Genomic DNA, 16,932 nt, shown 5'->3' with positions numbered 1-16,932 from the left:
GAGGGCGGAGTTCATTCGCGTCATTCGAAAGCCACCGTCAGGACTTGCTCGGCCAGCCCGTAGTCGGGCTCGATGGTCAGCAGCAGCGGTTGCGGCGGCGCGGGGTGCGTGGCACGCAGCCGGAACAGGGCCAGCCGCGAGATGCGCGGCAGGCGGAAATAGCCGTCGGCGTCGGCGACGGTGGCGTAGTGGTCAATGCGCTGGTATTCGGGCGGGTTGGCGCCGTCGTCGACCTGCACCAGCGACAACGCCGGCCACGGCGCGGCCGCCGCCAGGAAGGCGCACGGGTCGCCCGCCTGCGCCGCGCGCGACAGGCTGCGTGGATCGTGTGTGGCGGGGATGCTGGCGGGCAGCGCCAGTGCCTGCCGCCGGTGCAGGTGCCTGAGCGGGTAGCCAAGTTCAACCCAGGCCGGCTGGTCGGCGGACAGGCTGGTATCGACCGACTGGATGCCGATCACTTCCCGGCGTTCGGCATCGCCGGCGTCGATCACCAGCGGCATGCCGGGCGCCAGCGTGTCGCGGTTGTCCAGCCGCAGACGGCGCGCGCCTGGCGCGGCGGGCTGGAGCAGGCGCTTGGCCTGCGGCAGGTTTTCGACCACGTCGCAGCGCGCCAGCATGGCCGCCGCATGGCCGCGGTAAAGGCCAGGCGACAGCGCTACCAGGTTGGCCGGCTCCATCACCGCGGCGGGCATCACGCCAGGGGGCGGATAGGTCGGCCAAACGCCGTCGATCTCCACCGTCGCACCGGGTAGCGGCAAGTTGGCCGCCGTGTCGCGCCGCACCACGCGGCCTTTGCAGGCGACCCCGGTCCGGTGCAGGAAGACATTGCCGTGGTTCAGCGCCGTGAAGTCGTCGGGGAAGGCGGGGAACGGGCCGAGCGTGCCGTCGAGGTCGAGTGGCAGGTAGCCGCGGGCTTCGATCCGCATCGGTATCGCTGCCGCGCCCGATGCCAGGGCCGGGAACACGCTGGCCGGCCAGCCGGCCAGTCCTGCCAGGCCATCGCGCGTGATGCGCTGTGCCACATGCAAGGCCAGGAGCCGGTCGATCGTGCCGACCCGGTCGGCCTGCACCGGCCGCTGCGTGATCTCATCGATCAGCCGCGCCTGCACCAGTGCGCGCAATCTTGCGCCCGCGAGCTGCAGCGGGTCGGGGCACAGGTGCCAGGCGGCGGCGCCGACGGTCTCGAGGCGGCAGTCCATCATGCCGGCTCCCGCACGCTGGCGCTGCCGTGTTCGGACAGCACCGAGTCCACCGGCGTGACCTGCTCCGGATCGTGGCCGGAGGCGATCGGCACGATGCTCATCTCGAACGACACGCAAAGCTGGTAGGGCTTGTCGAGCGCGTCCCAGACGCGCGTGATCTCCTCCAGCGACAGCGGCTCCAGCCGCACGAAGAACTCCAGCCCGGAACCGGCCAGCGTGCCGGCCAGGCGCGCGCCGCTCAGGCTGGCGTCGTCGTGGAAGAGCTGCAGGATCTTGCCCAGGATCAGGTGCTCGAGGTCGGTGGCGTCTTCACGCTCATCCGCGACCTGCGGCGTGACCAGGAAATGCAGGCGCAGCGGCAGCGGGCGATGTTCGAGGCGGTCGGCGGCGCTGCGCCGGGGCGGGCGGTTGAGCGTGAATTCCTCGCGCTGGACCAGATAGAGCCACAGCGACAGGCCTTCGCGGTCGCGGTCTTCCAGCTCTTGCGGGGTGTCCAGCGAGACGATCATGGTGCCGATCGCGTCCGGCATGGGGTCGGCCGGATCGAAGTACGGCGACAAGTCCGGGTCGTCGCGCAGCGCCTGCTCGATATGGCGGCGCAGACTCTGGCAGGCATCGCGTATCGCTGTCTTCATCGCTCAGTTCCCGTTGCGCGGCGCGCTGTCGTTGCCATTTCCGTTGCCATTTCCGTTGCCGTTGCCGGAAGCGGCGGCGCTGTAGAGGAAGTCTCCCGAGGGCAGGCGCCTCGCCTGCAGCATCCCTTCCCGCACCAGCGCCTCCAGCGCCCGCAATACCATCGCAGGGTCGGCTTGCGCGCCGGCCGGCAGCCACCAGCGGGCAATGCCGTTGCAGGTGTCTGCGGCCCGCGGATTGCGGCGCACATACCGGACCACTTGCACCGCCACGGCGGCTGCGCTGGGGTCAAGGCCTGAGACCGAGCTGTCGACCATATCGGTGGCTGTCGCGGGTGGGGCGGGTTGGCAACCCAATGCGCAACAAGCGGGCCAGGCCGGGCAGGCCTTGTGACTGGCGGCCCGGCGGGAGGAGGAGGGAGCGGGGTGGGGCGCCGCGGACCCGGCAGGCGCAGCGGTTTTCGTGGAAAAACAGCGGGTTGCGGCGGAGGCGGGGCGGGGCGCGAATGGCCCGGGCGCGGCGCGGGGCGCCCACCCCGCCCGCGTGTGGCGGCTAGCGTGCCAGCTGCAGCGTCAGGATGCCGGCCAGCACCAGCCCGGTCGCGATCAGTCGCCGGCGATCGAACGGCTCGCGCAGCAGGAAGTGCCCCAGCAGCGCGGCAAAGATCACGCTGGATTCACGCAGCGCCGCCAGCTTGGTCACCGGGGCCAGCGTCATCGCCCACAGCATCAGCGCGTACGAGCCCACGCGGTTGATGCCGCCGATCCAGGCACGCTTCCATTCCGCGCGCAGCAGCGTCAGCAGCGCGCTGCCGCGCCGGCTCAGCGCGTAGCTGGGCATGAAGATGTGCGACAGCGCCTGCAGCCAGACGATGTAGGTGAAGACTTCGCCGTAGCGCTTGACCGCGGTGCCGTCGATGACCGTGCCGGCCGCCAGGCAGGCGCCGGCCAGCAGCGCAAAGCCGAGCAGGTCAGGCGACTGGCGCCGCCAGCGCACCAGGCTGGCCAGGCCGCAGCAGATCAGGGCGATGCCGGCGTAGCCGCCGGGACCGAGCCGCTCGCCGCCGGTCAGCAACAGCAGCACCGCCACCATCATCGGCGCCGAGCCGCGCATCAGCGGGTAGGCCTGGCTGAAGTCGCCGCGGTTGTAGGCGGCAACCAGCGACAGCTTGTAGCCGACTTCCAGCGCGACCGTGGCCAGCAGGAACGGCCACACCTGCGGCGCGGGCAGTGGCACCACGAACAGGAAAGGGATCGCCACCAGCAGGCAGAAGGTGTCGATCAGCGCCATCGACGACAGGCGGTCGCCGCCGATCTTGACGATGGCGTTCCAGGACGCGTGCATCAGCGCGGACAGCATCACGGCGGCGAAGGCGAGGCCGTGGAAGTCGGAGGGGAGGGGCATGGCGGGGTGGTGGTTTGTCCGACGCGTTTGGAGATTTGACGCGTTTCATCGAACCCGCATGTTTGCTCCCCTCTCCCACTTCGCGGGAGAGGGGAGCCTGCTGCGGATGTCTCAGGAAAAACCGGTCAAGCCGCCTGCGCCAGCGGCACCTGCATCTCGATCCCCATCTCCCGCAGCACCTCGCCAACCGCCGTCACCACATTGCGCATCTCGTTGTCATCGATCGCGCCAATGCAGCCCACCCGGAACGTCTCCACCTGCGTCAGCTTGCCCGGATACAGGATGTACCCACGCTCGCGCACCTTGCCGTAGAACGTCTTGAAGTCATAGCGCGCATCCGCCGGCGCGTGGAAGGTGACGATGATCGGCGCCTGCACCGCCGCCGGCAGGAATGGCCGGAAGCCGAGCTCGCCCATGCCCCTGACCAGCGCCTCGCAGTTCTTGCGATAGCGCGCCCCGCGCACCGGCTGCTCGCCTTCTTCCAGGAACTGGTCCAGCGCCGCGCGGAACGCCGCCACCACGTGCGTGGGCGGCGTGAAGCGCCACTGCGTGGTCTTTTGCATATAGACGTACTGGTCGTACAGATCGAGCGCCAGCGAATGGCTGTTGCCCTGGCTGGCTTCCAGCACATCCTTCTTCACCAGCACGAAGCCCATGCCCGGCACGCCCTCGATGCACTTGCCGGTGGCAGCCACCAGCGCATCGAACGGCATGGTGCGCGCATCGATCTCGATCGCGCCGAACGAACTCATCGCATCGACGATCAGTCCCTTGCCCAGCCGCTGGCACAGCGCGGCGATCTCCGGCAGCGGGTTCAGCACGCCGGCGCCGGTCTCGCAATGCACCTGCGCCACGTGCGTGATCGACGGGTCGCGCGCCAGCGCCTGCTCGACCAGCGCGGCCGTGGCCGGCTGGTCCTCGGGGATCGGCAATTCCACGCTGGCGCGGCCCAGCACCTTGCAGATCTTCAGGATGCGCTGGCAGTACGCGCCATTCTGCGGCACCAGCACCTTGCCGTCGCGCGGCACCACGTTGGCGATGGCCGCTTCCACCGAGAAGGTGCCGCTGCCCTGCATCGGCACGCACACATGGGTGTCTTCGCCGTGGACAATGCGCACCAGGTCATCGCACAGGCTGCGCGTGATGCTGTTGAAGCTGGCATCCCACGATCCCCAGTCGCGCAGCATGGCCTGCTTGGTCGCGAGCGAGGTGGTGAGGGGACCGGGGGTCAGAAGGATCGGGTCGTTGCCGCGGATCATGTTGGGCTCCTTGATGGGAAGGAGATTAGGAAAGGAGATTGCGTATTGCGGATTGCGTATTGGAAGTTTTCAGTCGCTTGCCTGGCCCTGGCGCCATGCCTGGGTCTTGCGGTCGAGCACGCGTTGCAGCAGGTAATAGAGCAGGCACGCCAGCGCGGACGTCACCACCACCAGCGTGGCCATGGCCGCCGCCGGGCCGATGTCGCCGGACTCGTCCAGGTTGACGATCTCGACCGAGGCCAGTTTGGTGTCGGCGCCGTAGAGAAACACCACCGCCGACACCGTGGTCATGGCGTTGATGAACAGGTAGCGCGAGATCTCCAGGATGGCGGGCAGGCAGGCCGGCACGGTGACCTTGAAGAAGGTCTTGTAGAAGGGCACCTTCAGCGAAGCGGACACGGCTTCGAACTCGCTGTCGAGCTGCTTGAGCGCGGTCACCGCGGTCAGGTGGCACGACGCGTAGTAATGCACGATCGTCACCAGCACCAGGATGCCCAGCGTCTGGTACAGGCCGTGCAGCGGGTTGGCCTGCGGCACGAAGAAGAAGATGTAGCCCAGCCCCAGCACCAGCCCGGGCACGCCCATCGGCAGCACCGCCATCAGCCGCACGATGCCGCGCAGCCAGTCCAGCCCGCGCGTCTTTTCCAGCAGGTAGGCGGTGGCAAAGATGAACACCGGGCCGATCACCGCGGCCAGCGCGGCCATGCGCAGGCTGTTCAGGTAGGAATCGACCACGCCGCCCTCGACCAGCCCGACGCGGTAGTGGTTCAGCGACAGCGAGAAGTTGTATGGCCACAGCTTGACGAAGGACGCGTAGATCGCCATGCCCATCACCGCCACCATCAGCGCCGCCATCAACCAGCAGAACGACGCCATGGCGAGGTCGAAGCGGCGGCTGCGGCGCGGCACGTACGGCACCGAGCGGGCCGACATCAGCGCCATCTGGCGCTTCTGCACGCGCGCGTCGACGCAGTAGGTGACCGCCACCGGCACCAGCAGCATCAGCGAGACCACCGCGCCCTGCGAGAAGTCCTGCATGCCGATCACCAGCTTGTAGATGTCGGTGGCCAGCATGTGGAAGTTGCCGCCGATCACCTTGGGGATGCCGAAGTCGGAGATCGCATAGGTAAACACCACCATCGCCGCGCTGACCAGGCCATAGCGCGCCCCCGGCACCGTGATTGTGACGAACTTGCGGATGGTGGAGGTGCCCAGCGCATCGGCCGCCTCGTACAGCCGCGCGTCGGTCAGCGACAGCGCCGTGACCAGGATCATCAGCGCATGCGGGAACGTGGCGAACACCAGCGAGGCGACGATCCCCAGCGGCCCGTAGATCTGCGTGCTGCCCATCCACGGCTTGAACAATCCCTGGTTGCCGAACCAGAAGATAAAGGAAATGGCTGCCAGCAGCGAAGGCGCCAGCAGCGGGATCAACGCCAGGTTGCGCAGCAGCCCCTTGCAGGCGATGCGGCTGCGCGTCAGCGCATAGGCAAAGGTAAAGGCCAGCGGCACCGTGATGCAGGTGGCCAGCGCCGATACCCACAGGCTGTTCCACACCGAGCGCAGCAGCGCGGGCGATTCGAAGTAGGCGCGGAAATGCGCGATCCCTGCCAGCGAGCCGTCGCGGTTCTGCACGCTCTTGGCCAGGATCATCACGATCGGGGCCAGCACGAAGCAGAGCAGGGCAACCGCGGCCAATGCCAGCAGCACGTGCGCGAGGCGGTCGGTCCAGTGCGCACGCACCGAGGTGGCAACGAACGCGTGTGGCGCGGGCAGGGAAGACCTGGCGCCGGAATCGGGAATCCCGGCCGTCACGGCGCCCGGGGCGGTATCGGTAGCCGGCGCATTGGCTGGCGCCGTCGAGAGGCTCAGGGACATGCGTGGCGGAAGATGCGGAGGCGGTCAGCGGGAATGGCCAGGCGCAGGCGGTCGCCGGTGTTCGGGCGCAGCTCGTGCAGGTCATTGAGCGAAAGGTCGGCGCACAGCGTGCCCGACCCGGCATCGGGCAGCCGCAGCGTCAGGCGCGAGAACGCGCCCAGGAATTCGATCTTGTCCACGGTGGCTTCCAGCACATTGGGCCCGTGCTGCTCGATGCCGCGCACGCAGACGTCTTCGGGCCGGAAGAACACCTGCACCGCTTCCTCCGCGCCGCAGCCGGCCGGTGCGTTGCAGTGCATGCGCACGCCGCCCAGATGCAGCGAGCCGTCGCTGCCGACGTGCGCGCCCAGCATATTGGTCTTGCCGACGAAGTCCGCGGCAAAGGGGGTGGCCGGACGCTGGTAGACCTGCGCCGGCGTGCCCACCTGCTCGATCACGCCCTGGTTCATGACCACGATGCGGTCGGCCATCGACAGCGCCTCTTCCTGGTCGTGCGTGACCAGGATGGTGGTGATGTTCAGGCGCTGCTGCAGCGCGCGGATCTCGCTGCGCAGCCGCACGCGCACGCGCGCGTCGAGCGCGGACAGGGGTTCGTCCAGCAGCAGCAGGCCGGGCGAGGTGGCCAACGCACGCGCGATCGCCACGCGCTGCTGCTGGCCGCCGGAGAGCTGCGCGGGGTACTGGTTGCCGCGGTCGGGCAGGCCCACCAGCGTCAGCAGTTCGTCGACGCGCGCGCGGCGCTGGTCGCGGGGCATGCGCCGGTTGACCAGGCCGTAGGCGACGTTGTCCGCCACGGTCAGGTTGGGGAACAGCGCATAGGACTGGAACACGATGCCGTAGTCGCGCTCCATCGGCGGCAGCGTGGAGATATCGCGCCCGCCCTGGTGGATGGTGCCGGCGTTCTGCGATTCCAGCCCGGCGATGATGCGCAGCAACGTGGTCTTGCCGCAGCCCGACGGGCCCAGGAAGCACAGCAGCTCGCCCTCACGTACGTCCAGGTCGATGTGATGCAGCGCGACAAAGGGGCTGGCGCCGCCGCCGAAGCGCTTGTGGATGCCTTTCAGGCTGAGATAGGTCTCGGCCGTGGAAGTGGGGGATTGCATGGCGTGGGATCCTCGGCGATGTGGTCGTGGCCCTGGCCCGGCGCTTGCGCGCCGGGCCAGGGCGTTCCCGGATTACTGCTTTTCCGACTTGCCGGCGTACCGCTTCTGCCACTCGTTCAGCACGCGCTCGCGGTTCTTGGCGATGTAGCTGAAATCGTTCTTGACCAGCATCTGCTCGTAGTTGGCGGGGATGGTCTCGACCTTGCGGGCCACGCCGGGGTAGGTCACGATGGCCCAGTCCTTGGCGAACAGCTGCGCCGCTTCCTTGCTCGCCAGCCAGTCCAGGTAGCGCTGCGCGGCTTCCTGCTTCTTCGTTCCCTTGACGATGCCGGCGGCCTCGATGTCATAGCCCAGCCCTTCCTTCGGGAAGATCATCTCGATCGGCGCGCCCGAAGCCAGCGTCTTGTGCGCGCGCAGCTCGAACGAGATGCCGATCGGGAACTCGCCCGCGCCCGCCTGCTTGCACGGCTTGGAGCCGCTGTGCGTGTACTGGGCGATGTTCTCGTGCAGCGCGTCCATGTACTTCCAGCCTTCCTGCTCGCCGAACAGTTGCAGCCATGCGGTCACGTCGAGGAAGCCGGTGCCGGACGACGCCGGGCTGGGCATCACGATGGCGCCCTTGTAGACCGGCTTGGCCAGGTCCTTCCAGGTTTCGGGGCGGGGCAGGTTGCGCTTCTTGGCTTCTACCGTGTTGAAGCAGACGGTGGCGCCCCAGACATCCAGGCCCACCCACGACGGCGGCGTGGCCTTGTCGCTGTAATTGCGCGTCAATTTTTCGAAGCCCTTGGGCGTGTAGGGCGTCAGCATGCCTTCCTGCTTGAGCAGCTCCAGGCTCGATGCGGCCAGGCCGGCGATCACGTCTGCCTGCGGGTTGGCTTTTTCAGCGAGCGCCTTGGCGGTGATGACGCCGGTGGAGTCGCGCACGTACTTCAGCTCGATGTCGGGCGCGACCTTGGCGAAGCCTTCGGCGTATGGCTTCAGCGTTTCGATCTCCCACGCGGTGTAGACCGTCAGGGTGGTTTTCTGGGCCAGCGCGGTGCTGGCGGCGCCCAGTGCGAGCAGGGCGGCGGCGGTTTGCAGGGTGGACTTGATGGACAGTTTCATGGGGCCTCCGTTTTGCGGCATTGTAGGTGGAGAAATGTGTCAATTTGGTGAATATGTTGCAATGTGTGGCGCGACGTTGCGCAACCGTGTATCACCTTGAAACCCTTGTGCTACAACACTTCCAAGACATATGCCGTGTTTTTCATGGCCCTTGCGTCACCCTGTCAGCGTCGCCGATGTCTTGATTGTTGACAATATACAAACCGCTTGCTTTAATCGCAACAAGGATTTTCGATATTGCCGAATCCGTCACGAACGGGAGTTTTCATGTCACGCCAAGCGCCGCTGGCGAGCGAAATCACCATCCTGCAGAGCCAGTCCCTGACCACGCTGGTACAGCGCGAACTGGAGCTGCGGATCATGTCCGGCGATCTGCCGCCGGGCGCCAAGCTCAACGAGATCGAAGTCGCGGGCCAGCTCAAGGTCTCGCGCGGCCCGGTGCGTGAAGCGTTCCGCGCGCTGGAGCAGGCCGGCCTGCTGCGCACCGAAAAGAACCGCGGCGTCTTCGTGCGTGCCATCTCGGTGCAGGAAGCCGACGAGATCTATGAACTGCGCGCGGTCCTCGATGAATTCGTCGGCCGGCAACTCGCGGCCCGCATCACGGCGGAAGGCTTGCGCGAACTGCGCGCGCTGGTCGAGGCGCTGGGCGCCGCCAGCGCTGCCCGCGACCTGGACGAATACACGCGCCTGAACTTCGCCTTCCACGACCGCATGGTCGAGCTGGCCGGCAACGGCAAGCTGCTCGACACCTACCGGCGCCTGGTCAAGGAGCTGACGCTGTTCCGGCGCGAGGCACTGTCCGGCAGCAACGCGGCCATGCCCGATTCCACCCGCGAGCACCGCGCCATCGTCTCGGCCATCGCCGCGCGCGACGGCGAGCTGGCGGCGCGGCTGATGCGCGAACACGTCGAGCGCGGGCGCGCGCGCATGCATGCCGCTGTCGATCCCGGCAACGCCGGCACCGGCGCGGCCGCCTGACCACAACCATCGTTTCCCGAACCACGCACACCTGACCGCCAACATGTCCGATACCAAAGATCTCAACGATCCCGCCCGCACCATTACCGTCAACCAGCGCAGCTACCGCTGGATGCAGCAGCCCGTCGTGGTGGTCTGCGTCGACGGCTGCGAGTTCGACTACCTCGAAGCCGCCGCCGCCAGCGGCCGCGCGCCTTATCTCAGGCAGCTGCTTGCCAGCGGCTCGTCTTTCCGCGGCGCGTGCGTGGTACCCACCTTCACCAACCCGAACAACCTTTCCATCGTCACCGGAGCGCCGCCCGCGGTGCACGGCATCTGCGGCAACTATTTCTTCGACCGCAGCGCCAATGAGGGCCGCGGCGAGGAAGTGATGATGAACGACCCCAAGTACCTGCGCGCGGGCACCATCCTGGCCGCGTTCGCCGACGCCGGCGCCAGCGTCGCGGTCGTGACCGCCAAGGACAAGCTGCGCCGGCTGCTCGGCCACGGCATGCGCGGCATCTGCTTCTCGTCCGAGAAGGCGGACCAGGCCACGGTGGCCGAGAACGGTATCGACGGCGTGCTGGAACTGGTCGGCATGCCGGTGCCCGATGTCTATAGCGCCGAGCTGTCCGAGTTTGTCTTCGCCGCCGGCGTGCGGCTGATGGAAACGCGCCGCCCCGACCTGATGTACCTGTCCACCACCGACTACATCCAGCACAAGTTCGCGCCCGGCTCGGACGGCGCCAACGCGTTCTACGCGATGATGGACAAGTACCTGGCGCGCCTGGATGAACTTGGCTGCGTGGTGGCGCTGACCGCCGACCACGGCATGAACGCCAAGCATGACGACGCCACCAAGGCGCCCAACGTGATCTACCTGCAGGACCATCTGGATGCATGGCTTGGCCGCGGCGTGGAAGAGGGCGGGGCGCGCGTGATCCTGCCGATCACCGATCCCTATGTGGTCCACCACGGCGCGCTGGGCTCGTACGCCACCGTCTACCTGCCGGAGGATGCCGACCGCGACGCGCTCAAGGCACGGCTGTCCGAGCTGCCGGGCGTGGAAAGCGTGCTGGACAACGCCGAAGCCTGCGCGCGCTTCGAGCTGCCGTCCGACCGCGTGGGCGACCTGGTGGTGACCGGCGACAAGCACGTGGTGCTGGGCACCAGCCACAGCCGCCATGACCTGTCCGGGCTCGATGCGCCGCTGCGCTCGCACGGCGGCGTCTCCGAGCAGACCGTGCCGCTGGTGTTCAACCGCCCGACCGCCGGCATCCCCGGCAAGCCCGTGATGCGCAATTTCGACATCTTCGACGTGGCGCTGAATCACCTGCACTGAGATTCGCACTGAGGCCAGCACTCAGGCCCGCACTGAGGCCCGCACTGAGGCCCGCGACGGGCCTCTGCACCCGTACTGACCGGAGAAACCCCATGAACGCCCCCCATTTCCCTGCAGGCACCGTCAGCCCGCACTTCCGCGCCGAGGCGCTGCGCATCGATGGCCAGAAGGTCGTGCGCGAGCGCGTGATCGAGGTGCGCAACCCGTATGACGGCACGCTGGTGGGTACCGTGCCCAAGGCCACGCTCGACGACGTGCGCCGCGCCTTCGACGTGGCGCAGGCGTACCGTTCCACGCTGACCCGCTACGAGCGCGCCGCCATCCTGAACCGCGCCGCCGCGCTGCTGCGCGAGCGCACCGAGGAAGCGTCGGACCTGATCACGCTGGAGTCCGGCCTGTCCAAGAAAGACTCGCTGTACGAGATCGGCCGCGTGGCCGACGTGCTCGGCTTCGCCGCCACCGAGGCGCTGCGCGACGACGGCCAGCTGTTCTCCTGCGACCTGACCCCGCACGGCAAGAAGCGCCGCGTGCTGACGCAGCGCGAGCCGTTGCTCGGCGTGATCTGCGCCATCACGCCGTTCAACCACCCGATGAACCAGGTGGCGCACAAGGTGGCGCCGTCGATCGCCACCAACAACCGCATGGTGCTCAAGCCATCGGAGAAGGTGCCGCTGTCGGCCTGCTACCTTGCCGACCTGCTGTACGAGGCCGGGCTGCCGCCGCAGATGCTGCAGGTCGTCACCGGCGACCCGCGCGAGATCGCCGACGAGCTGATCACCCATCCGGCCGTCGACCTCGTCACCTTCACCGGCGGCGTGGCCATCGGCAAGTACATCGCCAGCAAGGCCGGCTACAAGCGCGTGGTGCTGGAGCTGGGCGGCAACGATCCGCTGATCGTGCTGGCCGACGCCGACCTGGATCGCGCCTCCGACCTCGCGGTGCAGGGCTCGTACAAGAACTCGGGCCAGCGCTGCACCGCGGTCAAGCGCATGCTGGTGCACCAGTCGGTGGCGGCGCGCTTCACCGAACTGGTGGTGGAGAAGACCCGCGCGTGGAAGTACGGCGACCCGATGGACGGTGGCGTCGACATGGGCACGGTGATCGACGAAGAGGCCGCCATGCTGTTCGAGGCACGAGTCAACGAGGCCGTGGCACAGGGCGCGCGGCTGCTGGTCGGCAACCAGCGCAACGGCGCCAGCTACGCGCCTACGGTGATCGACCGCGTCGACCCGGCGATGACGGTGGTGCGCGAGGAGACCTTCGGGCCGGTATCGCCCATCATCACGTTCCGCGATGTCGATGATGCGATCCGGATTTCCAACGGCACGGCGTTCGGCTTGTCGTCTGGGGTCTGCACCAACGATATCGAGGCGTTCACGAAGATCGCCAACTCGCTGCATGTCGGCACGGTGAACCTGTGGGAAGTGCCGGGCTACCGCATCGAGCTGACGCCGTTCGGCGGCATCAAGGACTCGGGGCTGGGGTACAAGGAAGGCGTGCAGGAGGCGGCCAAGAGCTTTACCAACCTGAAGACGGTGACGTTGCCGTGGGCGTGAGGTGAAGCAGAACTCCGCTGCGGGATTGCTCCCCTCTCCCGCGCGCGGGAGAGGGGCCGGGGGTGAGGGCGGGCGCTGGCAACGGCGACGGGCGTCACTTTGTTGACGCGCCGGCCCTCACCCCAACCCTCTCCCGCAAGCGGGAGAGGGAGCACCCAGTCGGTCATCTGGAAGGGCGGGGGGCGACCCCGCTGCGCTAGAATCATCGCCCATCCCCCGACGCTCCCGGAGTCCCCGTGCTCGCCGAACAACGGCAGAAATACATTCTGGACCAGCTCTCCGCCACCGGCGCGCTGGCCATCAGCGAACTGGTGGCCGAGCTCGACGTCTCGCGCGAGACCATCCGGCGCGACCTGAACACGCTCGCCGGCCGCGGCCTGCTGGTGCTGACGCACGGCGGCGCGCTGGCCTCGGACCGCACCGAGCCCGACACCCAGACCCGCGCCGCGGTCAATGCCGAAGGCAAGCGCGCCATCGGCGTGCGCGCCGCGGAACTGGTGCGCGACGGTGCATCGCTGATCCTGGATTACGGCACCACCACCCACGCAGTGGCGCAGGCGCTGCTCGGCCACCACAACCTGCTGGTCTACACCAACGACCTTGCCATCGCCCATCTGCTGGGCCGGCGCAACGGCAACCGCGTGATCGTGCTCGGAGGCGAGCTGCAGGACAACGAGGATGCGACCCACGGCTGGGACACCATCGAGCAGCTGTCGCGCTACCACACCGACTTTGCCTTTATCGGCATCGGCGGCATCACCCCGCGCGGCGAGATCTGCGACTTCTCGCGCGCAGCGGCCGAGTTGCGCAGCCGCATGCTGATGGCCGCCGACACCGCCTGCGTGGTCGCGGACCACACCAAGTTCGGCCGCAACACCGGCGTGACGATCAAGCACTTCGACCTGGCCGCGTGGCTGATCACGGACATGGCCCCCGAGCCGGAAATCGGGGCGGCGCTGAAGGAGCGCGGCGTCAAGCTGCTGATTGCCTAAGCGCGCGACAAGTCGACTGTTGATCGCATTTGTGCGCTGATCGCACGAAACTCATCGCTGTTCGCACCAAAATAACGCCTTCACATGGCGGTCACAGGTGTTTTGACTGCCGCATGCCCCATGCTGGTGCTACAGTTTCGGGCTGCCAGACAGACACGGCAGGCCGTCAATGTCTGGACAATTGGAGGCCACCCACCTTCCCCCCGGCGCAACGCCAGGCGGCTCCAGAGACCGGCACCAGCCGGCAGGGCCGTCAGACCAGACCCAGCATCCAGCACATCAGAGACATCGTGAACGCTCCTTCCCTCGACGCATTCCTGGCGGGGGTCGCCCGCCGCGACCCCAATCAACCTGAATTCCTCCAGGCCGTGAAGGAAGTGATGATGACGCTCTGGCCGTTTGTCGAGCGCAATCCGCGCTACGCCGACCAGGCCCTGCTCGAGCGACTGGTCGAGCCCGAGCGCGTGATCCAGTTCCGCGTAGCCTGGACCGACGACCGCAACCAGGTGCAGGTCAACCGCGCCTTCCGCGTCCAGCACAGCTCGGCGATCGGCCCGTACAAGGGCGGCATGCGCTTCCACCCGACCGTGAACCTGTCGGTCCTGAAGTTCCTGGGCTTCGAGCAGACTTTCAAGAACGCGCTGACCACGCTGCCCATGGGCGGCGGCAAGGGCGGCTCGGACTTCGATCCCAAGGGCAAGTCCGATGGCGAAGTGATGCGCTTCTGCCAGGCGCTGGTGACCGAACTCTACCGTCACCTCGGCCCCGACACCGATATCCCGGCCGGCGACATCGGCGTGGGCGCGCGTGAAGTCGGCTTCATGGCCGGCATGATGAAGAAGCTGTCGAACCAGTCCGCCTGCGTGTTTACCGGCAAGGGCCTGGCCTACGGCGGCAGCCTGATGCGCCCGGAAGCCACCGGCTACGGCACCGTCTACTTCGCCCAGGAAATGCTGCACCGTCGCGGCCGCGCATTCGACGACCTGCGCGTGCTGATCTCCGGCTCGGGTAACGTGGCGCAATACGCTGCCGAGAAGGCGATCGAGCTGGGCGCCAAGGTGCTGACCCTGTCGGACTCCGGCGGCGTGCTGCACTACCCGCAAGGCATGACCACCGGGCAGCTGGCTGAAGTCATGGCCTTCAAGAACGAAGAGCGCGGCCGCCTGGTCGACTTTGCCGCCCGCCACGGCATGACCTTCGAGGCCGGCCGCACCCCGTGGCACGTTCCCGCCGACGTCGCGCTGCCGTGCGCAACGCAGAACGAGCTCGACGGCAACGATGCCGAAACCCTGCTCGGCAACGGCGTGATCTGCGTGGCCGAAGGCGCCAACATGCCGTCGACGCTGGAAGCCGTCGACCGCTTCGTCGACGCAAAGATCCTCTACGCGCCGGGCAAGGCCAGCAACGCCGGCGGCGTGGCGACCTCCGGGCTGGAGATGTCGCAGAACGCAATGCGCCTGTCGTGGCACCACGCCGAGGTCGACGAGAAGCTGCACGCGATCATGAAGGACATCCACCAGAACTGCATCCACCACGGGCAGAAGGCGGGCGGGTATATCAACTACGTGGAAGGCGCGAATATCGCCGGCTTCGTCAAGGTGGCGGATGCCATGCTGGCGCAAGGGGTGATCTGACGATCTGACCGGACGGCCGGTGCAATGCCGGCCGTCTTGCCGGTCAGGTAGTGTGGTGCCCGGGATGCGGGCCGACCGAGCGGACCGGACCGCCCGGCAGTCACGCAGCCGGATCTCCTGCCATCGGGCCGGCGGGAAGGTGCAAGCCGATGCCGCCATGCGGACCGGCAGCCTGGTACGCCTCCAGCGCAGCCTGCTTGGACGGATAAAACAGAATCCCGGTACTCTCCGGCGCGATGCCGCGCTGGCTCAGCCATGCGGTCAGCTGCGCCGTACGCCCCGCGATCACCAGCTGCGAGCCTTGCGCCGCGAGCTGGGACCGCAGGTCACGCATCATGGTGGCGCCGGTCAGGTCCACATGCGCAATCGAAATGGCATCGATCACCACCCAGCGGGCGTCATGCAGCCCCGCCAGCGCCAGTACGCGCTGGCGCACGAAGTCCGCGTTGAAGAACGTCAGCGGCGACTCGAAGCGGTAGATCAGCAGGCCCGGCACGGCCCTGGCCTCGGGGTAGTGGGCGAGTTCGTAGAAGCCGTCGTGCCCGCTCCACAGGCCAAGCTGCTGCTCGCCAGGCCGCGCCATCTGCGCCAGGAAGCGCAGCAGGGCAATGGCCACCGCCAGCAGGATTCCCGACATCACGCCCAGCAGCACCACGCCCGCCACCGTCACCAGCGCAATGCCATGTTCGCTGCGGCTGTAGCGGCGCAGCGCCATCAGGCCGCCGAAGTCGAACAGGCTGAACGCCGACGCGATCAGGATCGCGCCGAGCGCCGCCGCGGGCAGTGCGGCCAGCAGGTCGGTGAGAAACAGCAACACCAGCAGCACGGCCAGGGCGCCGACCACCGACACCATGCGCGTGCGCCCGCCGGCGGCCTCGTTGATGGCGGTGCGCGAACTCGACCCGCTGACCGCGAAGCCCTGGCTGAGCGCGCTGGCGATGCTGGCCGCGCCGATGCCGATGAATTCCTGGCTGGCATCGACACTGTAGCCGTTGCGCGCGGCGAAGCTGCGGCTGGTCAGCAGGCCGCTGCTGAGCGACACCAGCGCCAGCGCTGCAGCGGCCGGGACCAGCGTGCCGAACAGCTCGTGCGGCATCGACGGCGCGATCAGCGGCGGCAGGCCGGCGGGCACCGGGCCGACCACTTGCACCCCCAGCCCCTGCAATCCCAGCATCCACGTGATAAAGGTCGCCACCGCGAGCGCGAACAACGCACCCGGCGCGCGCGGCTGCCAGGCCCGGGCGCCGAAGTACACCGCCAGCGTCAGCGCGGCCAGCGCGGCGGTGGGCCAGTGGATGCCGCCGAGCTGCCGCAGCAGCGACTCCGCCTGGCCGATCACGTCGCGGCCGGCCAGCGCCAGTCCGGTGACCTTGCCGAGCTGGCTGAAGGCGATATTGATGGCCACGCCGTTGAGCAGGCCGGCCAGGATCGGCACCGACAGGAAATCGGCAAGAAACCCGAGCCTGAATTTGCCGGCGAGCACGCAGAACACGCCGGTCAGCAAGGTCAGGGAAACCGACAGCGCCCGGTAGTCCTCGCTGTCGGGCAGCGCCAAGGGCGACAGCGTCGCCGCGATCATGGCGCAGGTGGCAGCGTCGGGCCCGACAATCATCTGGCGGGACGAGCCGAACAGCGCATAGGCCAGCATCGGCAATACCACGCTGTACAGGCCCACCACCGGGCTGAATCCGGCAAGTTGGGCATAGGCCACGCTGATCGGCAGGCTGACCGCGGCCACCGAGATGCCGGCCTGCAGGTCCACGCCGAAATCGGCGCGGCGGTAGTGCAGCAGCTCGGCGGCGCCGGGCATCAGGCGCGCCAGCGTGGCGCGCAGCAGGTTTCGGGACCGCTCCGGCAAGCTTCCGATA

Annotated in this window: 14 protein-coding genes; 5 read left to right on the top strand and 9 right to left on the bottom strand. The window is 67.9% G+C overall.

Annotation, left to right across the window (positions count from 1 at the left end; translation table 11 throughout):
• Nucleotides 1–20 precede the first annotated feature (20 nt).
• The 8 genes from VSR71_RS22865 to VSR71_RS22830 all read right to left on the bottom strand — a co-directional run bounded on the left by VSR71_RS22865 (nt 21) and on the right by VSR71_RS22830 (nt 8,583).
• Nucleotides 21–1,202 (bottom strand): hypothetical protein, encoded by a 1,182-nt coding sequence (locus VSR71_RS22865; RefSeq protein WP_342916086.1) that lies wholly within the window; start codon nt 1,200–1,202, stop codon nt 21–23.
• Nucleotides 1,199–1,837, bottom strand: a complete 639-nt coding sequence (locus tag VSR71_RS22860; RefSeq protein ID WP_342916085.1) for a DUF4255 domain-containing protein — start codon at nt 1,835–1,837, stop codon at nt 1,199–1,201. Before VSR71_RS22860 ends, VSR71_RS22865 begins: the two co-directional genes overlap by 4 nt.
• Nucleotides 1,838–1,840: 3 nt before the next feature.
• Nucleotides 1,841–2,152, bottom strand: coding sequence for a hypothetical protein (locus VSR71_RS22855; RefSeq protein ID WP_342916084.1), 312 nt, complete (start codon nt 2,150–2,152; stop codon nt 1,841–1,843).
• 235 nt (nt 2,153–2,387) lie between these two features.
• The gene (locus VSR71_RS22850) at nt 2,388–3,239 is read right to left on the bottom strand and encodes an EamA family transporter (RefSeq protein WP_342916083.1); all 852 of its coding nucleotides are present in this window, start codon (nt 3,237–3,239) and stop codon (nt 2,388–2,390) included.
• 125 nt (nt 3,240–3,364) lie between these two features.
• Nucleotides 3,365–4,498 carry a 2-aminoethylphosphonate--pyruvate transaminase gene (locus VSR71_RS22845; protein ID WP_342916082.1) on the bottom strand — a complete coding sequence of 378 codons (1,134 nt, stop codon included), beginning with the start codon at nt 4,496–4,498 and terminating at the stop codon, nt 3,365–3,367.
• A gap of 69 nt (nt 4,499–4,567) precedes the next feature.
• Nucleotides 4,568–6,376, bottom strand: a complete 1,809-nt coding sequence (locus tag VSR71_RS22840; protein ID WP_342916081.1) for a putative 2-aminoethylphosphonate ABC transporter permease subunit — start codon at nt 6,374–6,376, stop codon at nt 4,568–4,570.
• Complete coding sequence (locus VSR71_RS22835; protein WP_342916080.1) at nt 6,367–7,479, bottom strand: putative 2-aminoethylphosphonate ABC transporter ATP-binding protein; 1,113 nt, start codon at nt 7,477–7,479, stop codon at nt 6,367–6,369. Before VSR71_RS22835 ends, VSR71_RS22840 begins: the two co-directional genes overlap by 10 nt.
• Nucleotides 7,480–7,551: 72 nt before the next feature.
• Nucleotides 7,552–8,583 carry a putative 2-aminoethylphosphonate ABC transporter substrate-binding protein gene (locus VSR71_RS22830; protein ID WP_342916079.1) on the bottom strand — a complete coding sequence of 344 codons (1,032 nt, stop codon included), beginning with the start codon at nt 8,581–8,583 and terminating at the stop codon, nt 7,552–7,554.
• A gap of 267 nt (nt 8,584–8,850) precedes the next feature.
• Between VSR71_RS22830 and VSR71_RS22825 the strand changes: the two genes are divergently transcribed.
• The 5 genes from VSR71_RS22825 to gdhA all read left to right on the top strand — a co-directional run bounded on the left by VSR71_RS22825 (nt 8,851) and on the right by gdhA (nt 15,064).
• Complete coding sequence (locus VSR71_RS22825; RefSeq protein ID WP_342916078.1) at nt 8,851–9,561, top strand: phosphonate utilization associated transcriptional regulator; 711 nt, start codon at nt 8,851–8,853, stop codon at nt 9,559–9,561.
• 43 nt (nt 9,562–9,604) lie between these two features.
• Nucleotides 9,605–10,882 (top strand): phosphonoacetate hydrolase, encoded by a 1,278-nt coding sequence (gene phnA / locus VSR71_RS22820; RefSeq protein ID WP_342916077.1) that lies wholly within the window; start codon nt 9,605–9,607, stop codon nt 10,880–10,882.
• Nucleotides 10,883–10,974: 92 nt separating this feature from the next.
• Nucleotides 10,975–12,438 (top strand): phosphonoacetaldehyde dehydrogenase, encoded by a 1,464-nt coding sequence (gene phnY / locus VSR71_RS22815; protein ID WP_342916076.1) that lies wholly within the window; start codon nt 10,975–10,977, stop codon nt 12,436–12,438.
• Nucleotides 12,439–12,674: 236 nt separating this feature from the next.
• On the top strand, nt 12,675–13,430 hold the full coding sequence (locus VSR71_RS22810) for a DeoR/GlpR family DNA-binding transcription regulator (protein ID WP_342916075.1): 756 nt from the start codon (nt 12,675–12,677) through the stop codon (nt 13,428–13,430).
• Nucleotides 13,431–13,720: 290 nt separating this feature from the next.
• Nucleotides 13,721–15,064 (top strand): NADP-specific glutamate dehydrogenase, encoded by a 1,344-nt coding sequence (gdhA, locus tag VSR71_RS22805; protein ID WP_342916074.1) that lies wholly within the window; start codon nt 13,721–13,723, stop codon nt 15,062–15,064.
• 100 nt (nt 15,065–15,164) lie between these two features.
• Here the strand turns inward: gdhA and VSR71_RS22800 are convergent, their stop codons facing one another.
• A complete protein-coding gene (locus tag VSR71_RS22800; RefSeq protein WP_342916073.1) occupies nt 15,165–16,922 on the bottom strand; it encodes a SulP family inorganic anion transporter in 1,758 nt (585 codons plus the stop codon).
• Between the last annotated feature and the right edge of the window lie 10 nt (nt 16,923–16,932).

Source organism: Cupriavidus oxalaticus, from assembly GCF_038900635.1.
Lineage (GTDB): Bacteria > Pseudomonadota > Gammaproteobacteria > Burkholderiales > Burkholderiaceae > Cupriavidus > Cupriavidus oxalaticus_B.
Note: the sequence above shows the minus strand (reverse complement) of the source record. Positions and strands in the feature narration are given on the sequence as shown.

Excerpts from the sequence above, each read along its gene's own strand:
- VSR71_RS22865 (WP_342916086.1), bottom strand. The coding sequence starts at position 1,202 with ATGATGGACTGCCGCCTCGAGACCGTCGGCGCCGCCGCCTGGCACCTG.
- VSR71_RS22860 (WP_342916085.1), bottom strand. The coding sequence starts at position 1,837 with ATGAAGACAGCGATACGCGATGCCTGCCAGAGTCTGCGCCGCCATATC.
- VSR71_RS22855 (WP_342916084.1), bottom strand. The coding sequence starts at position 2,152 with ATGGTCGACAGCTCGGTCTCAGGCCTTGACCCCAGCGCAGCCGCCGTG.
- VSR71_RS22850 (WP_342916083.1), bottom strand. The coding sequence starts at position 3,239 with ATGCCCCTCCCCTCCGACTTCCACGGCCTCGCCTTCGCCGCCGTGATG.
- VSR71_RS22845 (WP_342916082.1), bottom strand. The coding sequence starts at position 4,498 with ATGATCCGCGGCAACGACCCGATCCTTCTGACCCCCGGTCCCCTCACC.
- VSR71_RS22840 (WP_342916081.1), bottom strand. The coding sequence starts at position 6,376 with ATGTCCCTGAGCCTCTCGACGGCGCCAGCCAATGCGCCGGCTACCGAT.
- VSR71_RS22835 (WP_342916080.1), bottom strand. The coding sequence starts at position 7,479 with ATGCAATCCCCCACTTCCACGGCCGAGACCTATCTCAGCCTGAAAGGC.
- VSR71_RS22830 (WP_342916079.1), bottom strand. The coding sequence starts at position 8,583 with ATGAAACTGTCCATCAAGTCCACCCTGCAAACCGCCGCCGCCCTGCTC.
- VSR71_RS22825 (WP_342916078.1), top strand. The coding sequence starts at position 8,851 with ATGTCACGCCAAGCGCCGCTGGCGAGCGAAATCACCATCCTGCAGAGC.
- phnA (WP_342916077.1), top strand. The coding sequence starts at position 9,605 with ATGTCCGATACCAAAGATCTCAACGATCCCGCCCGCACCATTACCGTC.
- phnY (WP_342916076.1), top strand. The coding sequence starts at position 10,975 with ATGAACGCCCCCCATTTCCCTGCAGGCACCGTCAGCCCGCACTTCCGC.